The sequence below is a fragment of the Pseudomonas sp. G11-1 genome, from assembly GCF_024031555.1.
Taxonomy (GTDB): domain Bacteria; phylum Pseudomonadota; class Gammaproteobacteria; order Pseudomonadales; family Pseudomonadaceae; genus Halopseudomonas; species Halopseudomonas bauzanensis.
The window spans coordinates 50,245-61,928 of record NZ_QEYQ01000008.1 but is presented as its reverse complement, the minus strand read 5'-3'; the positions used below and the strand labels follow the sequence as shown (position 1 = coordinate 61,928).

Here is an 11,684-nt window from a genome sequence, read left to right as displayed (position 1 = left end):
GCCCGGTACACATCGCGGCAGGGCAACGCGGGAGCTATTCCCGCGTTGCTGTTTGTGCCGTAAGGCTTTCTAAAGGAAACAGGATATATGGCCAAGCGTGACTATTATGAGGTGCTGGGCGTGGAGCGCGGCGCCAGTGAAGCCGAGCTGAAAAAGGCCTATCGCCGGTTGGCAATGAAATATCACCCGGACCGCAATCCGGATGACAAGGAAGCGGAAGAGAAATTCAAGGAGGCCAACGAGGCCTACGAAGTTCTTACCGATGCCAACAAGCGGGCGGCTTATGATCAGTATGGCCACGCGGGCGTCGACCCGAATATGGGGGCCGGTGCCGGCGGCTTTGGCGGCGGCAACTTCTCCGACATCTTCGGCGATGTATTCGGCGATATCTTCGGTGGTGGTGGCGGCGGGCGTGGTCGCTCCAGCGTGCAGCGGGGCAGTGATCTGCGCTACACCCTGGAACTCGATCTGGAAGAGGCCGTGCGCGGCACGTCTGTAACCATCCGGGTTCCGACCCTGGTGGGCTGCAATACCTGCGATGGCAGCGGTGCCAAGAAGGGCACCAGTCCGGTGACCTGTACCACCTGCGGTGGCCACGGCCAGGTGCGCATGCAGCAGGGTTTCTTCTCTGTGCAGCAGACCTGCCCCCGTTGTCATGGCACCGGTCAGATGATCAGCGATCCCTGCAGGGATTGTCACGGCCAGGGCCGGGTCGAAGAGCACAAGACTCTGTCGGTCAAGGTGCCGGCTGGTGTCGATACCGGTGATCGCATCCGGCTGGGCGGTGAAGGCGAGGCGGGTGTCAACGGCGGTCCTTCGGGCGACCTGTACGTGGTGGTCTCGGTACGCGAGCACAAGATCTTCCAGCGTGACGGCAAGAATCTGTACTGCGAAGTGCCGATCAGCTTTGCCGATGCTGCCCTGGGTGGTGAGCTGGAAGTGCCGACTCTGGACGGCCGAGTCAAGCTGAAGATTCCCGACGGTACCCAGACTGGCAAGCTGTTCCGGTTGCGTGGCAAGGGCGTGGTGCCGGTGCGCGGTGGCTCTGCCGGTGACCTGCTGTGCCGGGTGGTGGTCGAGACACCAGTGAACCTGACCAAGCGTCAGCGCGAGCTGCTCGACGAGCTGCGTGATACGCTGCAGGCCGAGGGCAGCAATCAGTCGCCGCGGGCCAAGAGCTGGTTCGAAGGTGTGAAGAATTTTTTTGAAGACATGAAGTTCTGACCGGGGCAAGCATGAGAAGAATAGCGGTAATCGGCGCAGCCGGACGGATGGGCAAGACCCTGATCGAGGCCATCCAGCAAGCAGAAGGAGCCAGCCTGACGGCGGCGATCGAGCGGCCGCAGAGCAGTCTGATCGGTGCCGATGCCGGTGAGCTGGCCGGCGTCGGCAAGCTCGGCGTGAGTATCGTTGGTGATCTGAATCAGGTGCTTGGCGACTTCGATGTGCTGATCGATTTCACTCATCCGACCAGCACCCTGGTCAATCTCGATATCTGTCGTGCGGCGGGCAAGGCGCTGGTAATCGGCACCACCGGCTTCTCCGACGCGGAAAAGCAGCAGATTGCCGATGCGGCTCAGCAGGTACCGGTGGTGTTCGCGCCGAACTTCAGCGTGGGTGTCAACCTGACCCTCAAGCTGCTGGATATGGCGGCCCGGGTCATGGGTGACGAGGCGGACATTGAAATCATCGAGGCGCACCACCGGCACAAGGTCGATGCGCCGTCCGGCACTGCGCTGCGCATGGGGGAAGTGGTTGCCGATGCGCTGGGTCGCAACCTCCAGGACGTGGCGGTGTATGGCCGTGAAGGCCAGACCGGCGCACGCGACCGCAACACCATCGGTTTTGCCACCGTGCGCGCCGGTGATGTGGTTGGTGACCACACCGTACTGTTTGCCACCGAAGGCGAGCGGGTCGAGATTACCCATAAGGCGTCGAGCCGCATGACCTTCGCCAAGGGCGCGGTGCGTTCAGCGATTTGGCTGGGTGGGCGCACCAGTGGTCTGTACGACATGCAGGATGTGCTGGCGCTGCGTGACTGAATTATGCGTGACAACAAAAACCCGGCCCTTCGAGGCCGGGTTTTTTATGCCCGCCGGCTCAGCTGGCTTTGTTCTGGCGCACCTGTTCGCGTGCCAGGTCGTTCAGGGTCTCGGTATTGCGCTGCAGGTAGAAGGCCGCAATGGTCGGTACCCAGTCGGCCCGGTGGTTGAGCAGGCGCGGCTGGATGAAGCTGTACTGCTTGTCCAGGTCGTTCAGTGTGCCGGACAGCTCGGGCAAAAGGGTTTTCAGGGTGGCTGAGCGCTGGACAATGCTGGCATCGATATTCTGAAACACGGTTTCGCCGGGTTCGATGAAGTAGATGCCGATCGAGCTGAACATGCTGTTCTGGTAGAGCAGCAGGATCTGGCTCGTCTCCAGGCTCTGCTGATGCAGCGCGTGAAGATGTTCGCTGATGGTGCCAGCGAGGCCGGAATACTGTGCCCCGGCGGCTTTGTCCAGCTTGCCATGGGCCATCATGATGCGGTTGACCGTGGCCAGGTGGTAATGGGCCTCTTCCAGGCTCTGGTTCTCCAGTTCGCGAATCAGGCCGACAAATTCGTTGAACGGGGTGCGCAGATCCTGAGGGTTGTCCATCAGGCGCAGCAGTTTTTCCATGTTGCCCAGGGCGTCGTTGTAGGTCTCCCGGTTGCCGGGCTCCCGTACACGTTCGAACAGGTTGTTATCGATCAACAGGTAGGTGGCGGCCCGGTAGCCTTCGCTGCGCAGTTCATGGATGTTCTGCGCCAATTGCGCGTCGGTGTCGGCTGGGGTCTGGCCGGCGAAGCCGAGCAGCAGCAGAACCAAGAGGTATTTCAGATGCATCTTCATTGTCTGGAGTCCCTGTTTTTTGTTTTTTGATCCTGATCCGGTCGCGACAGGCGCGTACCGGCAGAACTTCCCAGGCTCTGCGGCCAAGGATTTCATCCCCTGCAGTTTTAGCATGTTCATCGCGATTATGAAACAGAGCCCGAAATCGTCCCGTTCAATGGTCGTGGGCGAGATGGTCGGTGTGGATATTTACTGATCAAACCGGTAAACTATCGCGCTAATCAGTCTATATCAGCGCGTATCTGACCAATGCCTTTGCAGTGGAATGAAGTGGTAAACACATCATTCCCGCTTTTGTGCAGCCCGCGTTTGGCAAAAACGTGTCAGTCTTTCGGAGGTTTTCTTGTCCAAGCCCGCCATTCTCGCCCTTGCCGACGGCAGCATTTTCCGCGGTGAGGCCATCGGCGCCGACGGCCACAGTGTCGGCGAGGTCGTGTTCAACACAGCCATGACCGGTTATCAGGAGATCCTTACCGATCCTTCCTATGCACGGCAGATCGTCACGTTGACCTATCCTCACATCGGCAATACCGGTACCACGCCGCAAGATGCCGAGTCCTGGAAAGTCTGGGCGGCGGGCCTGGTGATCCGAGACCTGCCGTTGGTCGCCAGTAACTGGCGCAACAAGCAATCGCTGCCGGATTACCTCAAGGAAAATGGCACTGTGGCCATTGCCGGCATCGATACCCGTCGCCTGACGCGCATTCTGCGCGAGAAAGGTGCGCAGAATGGCTGCATCATGGCGGGTGAGGACGCGACTGAAGAAAAAGCGCTGGAGCTGGCGCGCGACTTCCCTGGTCTGAAGGGCATGGACCTGGCGAAGGAAGTCAGTGTCAAAGAAGCCTACGAATGGCGTTCCGCTCCCTGGAATCTGGCCACTGATAGCCACCCTGAGATTGACGCGGCCGATCTGCCCTACCATGTGGTGGTCTATGATTTCGGCGTCAAGTACAACATCTTGCGCATGCTGGTCGGCCGCGGTTGCCGGTTGACTGTCGTACCCGCCCAGACCACGGCGGCGGAAGTGTTGGCGCTGAATCCCGATGGTGTGCTGCTGGCCAACGGTCCGGGCGACCCGGAGCCTTGCGATTACGCAATCAAGGCCATCCAGGAGTTGCTGGAAACCGATACCCCGATCCTCGGCATCTGTCTGGGTCACCAACTGCTCGCCCTGGCTTCCGGTGCGCGCACGGTGAAAATGCCCAGCGGCCACCATGGTGCCAACCACCCGGTACAGGATCTGGATAGCGGTGTGGTGATGATCACCAGCCAGAACCACGGCTTCGCGGTGGACGAGGCCAGTTTGCCGGCCAACGTCCGCGCTACCTATAAATCCCTGTTCGACGGCACTCTGCAGGGCATCGAGCGCACCGACAAGGCGGCCTTCAGCTTCCAGGGACACCCTGAGGCGAGCCCCGGTCCGGGCGACGTGGCACCGCTGTTCGAGCGGTTTATCGCAGCCATGAACAAGAGCGCCTGAGTCGTCGGTCTATCCCAAGGATTAAAAGCACACTATGCCAAAACGTACTGATATCAAAAGTATTCTGATCCTCGGCGCCGGTCCCATCGTGATCGGCCAGGCCTGCGAGTTCGACTACTCCGGTGCCCAGGCCTGCAAGGCGCTGCGTGAAGAGGGGTTCCGGGTGATCCTGGTGAACTCCAACCCGGCCACCATCATGACCGATCCGGCCATGGCTGATGCCACCTATATCGAGCCGATCAAGTGGCAGACGGTAGCGCGCATCATCGAGAAGGAGCGCCCGGACGCGCTGCTGCCGACCATGGGCGGCCAGACTGCGCTGAACTGCGCGCTGGATCTGGAAAAGCACGGCGTGCTGGAGAAGTTCGGCGTGGAGATGATCGGTGCCAATGCCGATACCATCGACAAGGCCGAAGACCGTTCGCGGTTCGACAAGGCCATGCGTGATATCGGCCTGGAATGCCCGCGTTCCGGCATCGCTCACAACATGGATGAAGCCTACGGCGTCCTCGACAAGGTCGGCTTTCCTTGCATCATTCGCCCATCCTTCACCATGGGTGGTACCGGTGGCGGGATCGCCTATAACCGCGAAGAGTTCGAGGAAATCTGCAACCGCGGTCTGGATCTTTCTCCGACCAAGGAACTGCTGATCGACGAATCGCTGATCGGTTGGAAGGAATACGAGATGGAGGTGGTCCGCGACAAGAAGGACAACTGCATCATTGTCTGCTCGATCGAGAACTTCGATCCCATGGGTGTGCATACCGGTGACTCCATCACCGTGGCCCCGGCCCAGACCCTGACCGACAAGGAATACCAGATCATGCGCAACGCCTCGCTGGCGGTGCTGCGTGAAATCGGTGTGGAAACCGGCGGCTCCAACGTGCAGTTCGGTATCGACCCGAAGGATGGCCGCATGGTCGTCATCGAAATGAACCCGCGGGTGTCGCGTTCTTCCGCGCTGGCCTCCAAGGCCACCGGTTTTCCGATTGCCAAGATCGCGGCCAAGCTGGCGGTGGGTTATACCCTCGACGAGCTGCAGAACGACATTACCGGCGGCCGTACCCCGGCGTCCTTCGAGCCGTCGATCGACTACGTTGTTACCAAGATTCCGCGTTTCGCCTTCGAGAAGTTCCCCAATGCCGATGCGCGCCTGACCACCCAGATGAAATCCGTGGGTGAGGTCATGGCCATTGGCCGGACTTTCCAGGAATCGCTGCAAAAAGCGCTGCGTGGCCTGGAAGTGGGCTCCTGCGGCTTCGACCCGCAGCTGGATCTGAGTGCCGCGGATGCGGCCACCGACCTGACCCGCGAGCTGACGGTGCCGGGCGCCGAGCGTATCTGGTACATCGGTGATGCCTTCCGCGCCGGTATGAGTGTCGAGCGCATCTTCGATCTGACCAAGATCGATCCCTGGTTCCTGGTACAGATCGAGGATCTGATCAAGGACGAGGAACGTGTCAGCAAGCTGGGCCTGGCCGATCTCGACAAGAACCTGATGTTCCGCCTCAAGCGCAAGGGCTTCTCCGATACCCGCCTGGCACAGCTGCTGGGCGTGAGCGAGAAGAACCTGCGTTCGCAGCGCCAGAAGCTCGGCGTGTTCCCGGTGTACAAGCGGGTGGATACCTGCGCCGCCGAGTTCGCCACCGATACCGCTTACATGTACTCCACCTATGAGGAAGAGTGCGAGGCCAACCCGTCGACCCGTGACAAGATCATGGTGCTGGGTGGCGGCCCGAACCGCATCGGTCAGGGTATCGAGTTCGACTACTGCTGCGTGCACGCGGCGCTGGCCATGCGTGAAGACGGGTACGAGACCATCATGGTCAACTGCAACCCGGAAACCGTATCCACCGATTACGACACGTCCGATCGTCTGTATTTCGAGCCGGTAACTCTGGAAGATGTGCTGGAAATCGTCCGTGTCGAACAGCCCAAGGGTGTGATCGTGCAGTACGGTGGGCAGACTCCGCTGAAGCTGGCTCGTGCCCTGGAAGAGGCTGGCGTGCCGATCATCGGTACCAGCCCCGAGGCCATTGACCGTGCCGAGGACCGCGAGCGCTTCCAGCAGATGGTCGAGCGCCTGAACCTGCGTCAGCCGCCGAACGCCACTGTGCGCAGCGAAGACGAGGCCATCACGGCCGCGAACAAGATCGGCTACCCGCTGGTCGTGCGCCCATCCTACGTGCTGGGCGGTCGCGCCATGGAGATCGTCTACCAGGAAGACGAGCTCAAGCGCTACCTGCGTGACGCAGTGAAGGTATCCAATGACAGCCCGGTGCTGCTGGATCACTTCCTCAACTGTGCGATCGAGATTGACGTGGATGCGGTGTCCGACGGCACCGATGTGGTCATCGGTGCGATCATGCAGCACATCGAGCAGGCGGGCGTGCACTCCGGTGACTCGGCCTGCTCGCTGCCGCCGTACTCGCTGTCTGCCGAGGTCCAGGACCAGATGCGCGACCAGGTCAAGCGCATGGCGCTGGAGCTGGGTGTGGTCGGTCTGATGAACGTGCAGCTGGCGCTGCAGGGCGACACCATCTACGTGATCGAAGTGAATCCGCGGGCTTCGCGTACCGTGCCCTTCGTCTCCAAGTGCATTGGCCGCTCCCTGGCGCAGATCGCTGCGCGGGTGATGGCTGGCAAGACGTTGAAGGAGCTGGGCTTCACCGAAGAGGTGATTCCGCCGTTCTTCTCGGTAAAGGAAGCGGTCTTCCCGTTCGCCAAGTTCCCGGGTGTGGATCCCATCCTTGGGCCGGAAATGAAATCCACCGGCGAGGTGATGGGCATTGGGGACAGTTTCGCCGAGGCTTTTGCCAAGTCGCAGCTGGGCGCCAGCGAGGTGCTGCCGACCTCGGGTACCGTGTTCATCAGCGTGCGTGAGGACGACAAGCCCTTCGTCGCCGACGTGGCCCGTGATCTGACTGAACTCGGTTTCGAAGTGGTGGCCACCGCCGGTACCGCCAAGGTCATCGAGGCGGCTGGTTTGCCGGTGCGCCGTGTGAACAAGGTCACCGAAGGTCGCCCGCATATCGTCGATATGATCAAGAACGACCAGATCCGGCTGGTAATCAATACCACCGAAGGCCGGCAGTCTATCGCCGACTCCTATTCCATTCGTCGCAATGCCTTGCAGCACAAGGTGTACTCCACCACCACTCTGGCCGGCGGTCAGGCGGTATGCATGGCATTGAAATTCGGCCCTGAGCGCGCAGTGCGCCGCCTTCAGGAACTGCACGAGGGAATCTGACATGAAATATCCGATGACCAAGCAGGGCGCACTGGCCCTGGAAGAAGAGCTCAAGCACCTGAAAACCGTTCTGCGTCCGCAGATCACCGAGGCCATTGCCGAGGCGCGTGAACTGGGCGATCTCAAGGAGAATGCCGAGTACCATGCCGCGCGCGAGCAGCAAGGTATGGTCGAGGCGCGTATCCGTGATATCGAAGGCCGTCTATCCAATGCCCAGGTGATCGATGTCACCGCCATTGCCCGTACGGGCAAGGTGATCTTCGGCACCACGGTGACTATTGCCAATGTGGATACCGACGAGGAAGTGCGTTACCAGATCGTCGGTGAGGACGAGGCGGAGATCAAGGAAGGCAAGATCTCCGTCACCTCGCCCATTGCCCGGGCGCTGGTCGGTAAGGAGGAAGGCGAGATCGTGGCAGTCAAAACCCCCGGTGGCGTCGTCGAGTATGAAATCGTCGAGGTTCAACACCTGTGAGCCAGTCTGCTGCTCTGCCGGCAATGCGTAGCGGCAGGGTAGCCTGGCAGCTGGCCCAGACGTTGTGGGTCGGCGGCGTGTGGATGCTGCACTTCGTCATGCTGCCGGCGCTGGAGCGGTTCGGTCTGGCGCCGTTGCTGATCGATGAGATCGGCGGCTTCATGCGACCGCTGCTGGTCGGTTTTGCCGCAGTATGCGCACTATTGCAGTGTCTGGTGGCTGGTTTGGTGTTGGGATGGACCGTCTGGCGGGATCTGCGCGGGCAATTGCTGTTGGTGGTGCTGCTGGCTGCGGCGGTGTTCTTCCTGGTTGGTAGCTTGCCGCGCGGCGAGTACTGGCAGATGTTCAGCTATCTGGTGGTGGCATTCGCCGGCTTGGTGCTGATACTGCAGCCGCGGCCGGATGAAATTACCGGGCGCTGATCAGGTTTGTTGGTGGGAAGTCTGTGGGAGCGGCTTTGGGCGCCTCCACAGAAATCCCGGTCAGGGCTGGCAGGACGTCAGAAGTCCTTGAAGCGGGCCAGGTTCGACAGATTGGGGTTGGCTTTCTTGTTGCGACGCAACAGGATGACCATTTTGCCGATGACCTGAACCAATTCTGCGCCACTGGCCTGACACAGCTCGTCGATCAGTGCCTGCTTGGTGTCGCGATCACCGACGGTGATGCGAATCTTGATCAGCTCGTGATCGTTCAGGGCGCGATCGAGTTCCGCCAGCACACCTTCGCTGGCACCCTGCTCGCTGACTATTACCACCGGCTTGAGATGGTGGCCAATGCGTTTGTAGGCTTTCTTCTGTTCAGAGCTGAGCGCCATAATGATCCGTGTGAGTTCCTGTATTCGATGAATGTCGAGAAAGGAAACTAGTATAACCGGCGGCGCGATCCGCTGCATGAGGTATTCCGTGGCAAGATCAAAGACCAGCAAAGGTTGGCTGAAAGAACATTTTGATGACCCCTATGTCAAACTGGCGCAGAAGGACGGCTACCGTTCCCGTGCCAGTTACAAACTACTGGAAATCCAGGAAAAGGATCGTCTGCTGCGACCCGGCATGACCGTACTGGATCTCGGCTCCGCCCCGGGCGGGTGGTCGCAGGTGGTCAGCCGGGTGATCGGCGAGAAAGGCCGGATCATTGCCTCCGACATCCTGCCGATGGACAGCATTCCGGATGTGAACTTCATCCAGGGCGACTTTACCGAGGACGCGGTATTCGAAGCGATCCTGGCGGCCATCGGCGATGGACAGGTTGATCTTGTTATTTCCGATATGGCCCCCAATATGAGTGGTACGCCCGCTGTTGATCAGCCGCGCGCCATGTATTTGTGCGAGCTGGCGCTGGACATGGCCACGCGGGTACTGCGTCCGGGCGGCGATTTTCTGATCAAGGTGTTTCATGGCGAAGGATTCGACGAATACTTCAAGGACATGCGTAGCCGTTTCGACAAGATGGTGACGCGCAAGCCGGGAGCGTCGAGGGACAGGTCGCGGGAGACCTACCTGCTGGCGCGGGGCTTCAAGGGCTGACGGCGGAGCCGGCGACACAGGGCGTTACACTGGCATAACTGCCGCCGCGCCGGATTCTGGTGTAAGGTAGGCAGGCCGGATAAACAGACGAATACAGCCAGGCCCGGACCACCTGTTGGCGGGCAAGAGGATAGCAATTTGAACGATATGGCGAAAAACCTCATTCTGTGGTTGATCATCGCTGCAGTGCTGGTGACTGTGATGAATAATTTCAGCAGTCCTACCGAACCGCGAGCACTGAATTACACCGAATTCCTCGAGCTGGTGAATGATCGCCAGGTTGAGCGCGTCACTGTGGATGGCTTCGTGATTACCGGTAAGCGCCGGGATGGTGAAGTATTCAAGACCGTACGCCCGGCGATCCAGGACAATGGCCTGATCGGCGACCTGCTGGAAAATGATGTGGTGGTTGAAGGCAAGCAGCCGGAGCGCCAGAGCATCTGGACTCAGCTGTTGATTGCCAGCTTCCCGATCCTGATCATCATTGCCATCTTCATGTTCTTCATGCGTCAGATGCAGGGCGGTGGCGGTGGCCGCGGCGGGCCGATGAGCTTCGGCAAGAGCAAGGCGCGCATGCTGTCCGAAGATCAGGTCAAGACCACCTTTGCTGATGTCGCCGGTTGCGACGAGGCCAAGGAAGAAGTCGGCGAACTGGTTGAATTCCTGCGCGACCCGGGCAAGTTCCAGCGTCTGGGTGGGCATATCCCGCGCGGCGTACTGATGGTCGGTCAGCCCGGTACCGGTAAGACATTGCTGGCCAAGGCGGTTGCCGGCGAGGCCAAGGTGCCGTTCTTCACTATCTCCGGCTCCGACTTCGTGGAAATGTTCGTCGGTGTCGGCGCCAGCCGGGTGCGCGACATGTTCGAGCAGGCCAAGAAGCATGCGCCCTGCATCATCTTCATCGACGAGATCGATGCGGTGGGTCGTCATCGTGGCGCAGGCCTGGGCGGCGGTCATGACGAGCGCGAGCAGACCCTGAACCAATTGCTGGTGGAGATGGACGGCTTCGAAGCCAACGACGGTATTATCGTGGTTGCCGCGACCAACCGTCCGGACGTGCTCGACCCGGCGCTGCTGCGCCCGGGCCGCTTCGACCGTCAGGTGGTCGTTGGCCTGCCGGATATCCGTGGTCGCGAGCAGATTCTCAAGGTGCACATGCGCAAGGTTCCGCTGGGTGATGATGTGGTGCCTTCTGCCATCGCCCGTGGTACGCCCGGCTTCTCCGGCGCCGACCTGGCCAACCTGGTGAATGAGGCGTCCTTGTTCGCCGCCCGCGCCGGCAAGCGCCTGGTCGAGATGAACGAATTCGAGATGGCCAAGGACAAGATCATGATGGGCGCCGAGCGCAAATCCATGGTCATGTCCGACAAGGAAAAACTCAACACTGCCTACCACGAATCCGGCCACGCCATCGTTGGTCGTCTGGTGCCCGAGCACGATCCGGTCTACAAGGTATCGATCATCCCCCGCGGCCGCGCTCTGGGCGTGACCATGTTCCTGCCGGAGGAGGATCGTTACAGTCTTTCCAAGCGCGCTCTGACCAGTCAGATCTGCTCGCTGTTTGGCGGCCGTATCGCCGAGGAAATGACCCTGGGCTTCGATGGTGTGACCACTGGCGCTTCCAATGACATCATGCGCGCCACCCAGTTGGCGCGGAACATGGTGACCAAGTGGGGCTTGTCCGAGAAGCTCGGCCCGCTGATGTATGCCGAGGAAGAGGGCGAAGTGTTCCTGGGCCGCAGTGCCGGTAGCCAGCACACCAACGTTTCCGGTGAAACCGCACGGCTGATCGATGAAGAAGTACGCAGCATCATCGATGGCTGCTATGCCACCGCCAAGCGCTTGCTGGAAGAGAATCGTGACAAGCTGGACCTGATGGCCGAAGCGCTGATGAAGTACGAAACCATCGATGTCGAGCAGATCAACGACATCATGCTCGGCAAGCCTGCCCGTGAGCCCAAGGGTTGGACCGACGATGATCGTCGTGGCCCCGGCGCGGCAGCATCCGATCCGGATGCTTCGCCCGACCCGCAGGATGCGCCCCGTGACGATGGCATCATCGGCGGACCGGCAGGCGAACACTGA

The 11,684-nt window shown here is 60.5% G+C and carries 10 protein-coding genes; 8 read left to right on the top strand and 2 right to left on the bottom strand.

From position 1 onward, the window contains the following. Positions 1-87 precede the first annotated feature (87 nt). Together dnaJ and dapB are read left to right on the top strand one after the other, a co-directional pair. A complete protein-coding gene (gene dnaJ, locus DHB74_RS16400) occupies positions 88-1,224 on the top strand; it encodes a molecular chaperone DnaJ (RefSeq protein ID WP_036993143.1) in 1,137 nt (378 codons plus the stop codon). A gap of 11 nt (positions 1,225-1,235) precedes the next feature. Further along, on the top strand, positions 1,236-2,042 hold the full coding sequence (gene dapB, locus DHB74_RS16395) for a 4-hydroxy-tetrahydrodipicolinate reductase (RefSeq protein ID WP_036993141.1): 807 nt from the start codon (positions 1,236-1,238) through the stop codon (positions 2,040-2,042). A gap of 58 nt (positions 2,043-2,100) precedes the next feature. On the opposite strand, the gene DHB74_RS16390 is transcribed toward dapB, so the two are convergent. After that, entirely contained in the window at positions 2,101-2,871 is a 771-nt protein-coding gene (locus DHB74_RS16390) for a hypothetical protein (protein WP_074779322.1), read from the bottom strand. Positions 2,872-3,214: 343 nt separating this feature from the next. Here DHB74_RS16390 and carA point away from each other — a divergent pair, with 343 nt between their 5' ends. Genes carA through DHB74_RS16370 form a run of 4 tightly spaced genes read left to right on the top strand, consistent with a single transcriptional unit; the run spans position 3,215 to position 8,498 of the window. Next, positions 3,215-4,351 carry a glutamine-hydrolyzing carbamoyl-phosphate synthase small subunit gene (gene carA, locus DHB74_RS16385; protein WP_036993137.1) on the top strand — a complete coding sequence of 379 codons (1,137 nt, stop codon included), beginning with the start codon at positions 3,215-3,217 and terminating at the stop codon, positions 4,349-4,351. A 34-nt stretch (positions 4,352-4,385) separates the two neighbouring features. Continuing rightward, positions 4,386-7,601 carry a carbamoyl-phosphate synthase large subunit gene (gene carB, locus DHB74_RS16380; protein ID WP_036993136.1) on the top strand — a complete coding sequence of 1,072 codons (3,216 nt, stop codon included), beginning with the start codon at positions 4,386-4,388 and terminating at the stop codon, positions 7,599-7,601. A gap of 1 nt (position 7,602) precedes the next feature. Next, on the top strand, positions 7,603-8,076 hold the full coding sequence (gene greA, locus DHB74_RS16375) for a transcription elongation factor GreA (protein ID WP_036993135.1): 474 nt from the start codon (positions 7,603-7,605) through the stop codon (positions 8,074-8,076). 23 nt (positions 8,077-8,099) lie between these two features. Beyond that, complete coding sequence (locus DHB74_RS16370; RefSeq protein ID WP_074779737.1) at positions 8,100-8,498, top strand: DUF4149 domain-containing protein; 399 nt, start codon at positions 8,100-8,102, stop codon at positions 8,496-8,498. A 77-nt stretch (positions 8,499-8,575) separates the two neighbouring features. Here DHB74_RS16370 and yhbY read toward each other — a convergent pair whose 3' ends face one another. Beyond that, on the bottom strand, positions 8,576-8,890 hold the full coding sequence (gene yhbY / locus DHB74_RS16365; RefSeq protein WP_036993259.1) for a ribosome assembly RNA-binding protein YhbY: 315 nt from the start codon (positions 8,888-8,890) through the stop codon (positions 8,576-8,578). An 88-nt stretch (positions 8,891-8,978) separates the two neighbouring features. On the opposite strand from yhbY, the gene rlmE reads away from it, so the two are divergent. Then, the gene (gene rlmE / locus DHB74_RS16360) at positions 8,979-9,599 is read left to right on the top strand and encodes a 23S rRNA (uridine(2552)-2'-O)-methyltransferase RlmE (protein WP_036993258.1); all 621 of its coding nucleotides are present in this window, start codon (positions 8,979-8,981) and stop codon (positions 9,597-9,599) included. A 147-nt stretch (positions 9,600-9,746) separates the two neighbouring features. After that, positions 9,747-11,684, top strand: a complete 1,938-nt coding sequence (ftsH, locus tag DHB74_RS16355; RefSeq protein WP_074779735.1) for an ATP-dependent zinc metalloprotease FtsH — start codon at positions 9,747-9,749, stop codon at positions 11,682-11,684.

Excerpts from the sequence above, each read along its gene's own strand:
- carB (WP_036993136.1), top strand. The coding sequence starts at position 4,386 with ATGCCAAAACGTACTGATATCAAAAGTATTCTGATCCTCGGCGCCGGT.
- dapB (WP_036993141.1), top strand. The coding sequence starts at position 1,236 with ATGAGAAGAATAGCGGTAATCGGCGCAGCCGGACGGATGGGCAAGACC.
- DHB74_RS16370 (WP_074779737.1), top strand. The coding sequence starts at position 8,100 with ATGCGTAGCGGCAGGGTAGCCTGGCAGCTGGCCCAGACGTTGTGGGTC.
- dnaJ (WP_036993143.1), top strand. The coding sequence starts at position 88 with ATGGCCAAGCGTGACTATTATGAGGTGCTGGGCGTGGAGCGCGGCGCC.
- yhbY (WP_036993259.1), bottom strand. The coding sequence starts at position 8,890 with ATGGCGCTCAGCTCTGAACAGAAGAAAGCCTACAAACGCATTGGCCAC.
- greA (WP_036993135.1), top strand. The coding sequence starts at position 7,603 with ATGAAATATCCGATGACCAAGCAGGGCGCACTGGCCCTGGAAGAAGAG.
- ftsH (WP_074779735.1), top strand. The coding sequence starts at position 9,747 with ATGGCGAAAAACCTCATTCTGTGGTTGATCATCGCTGCAGTGCTGGTG.
- DHB74_RS16390 (WP_074779322.1), bottom strand. The coding sequence starts at position 2,871 with ATGAAGATGCATCTGAAATACCTCTTGGTTCTGCTGCTGCTCGGCTTC.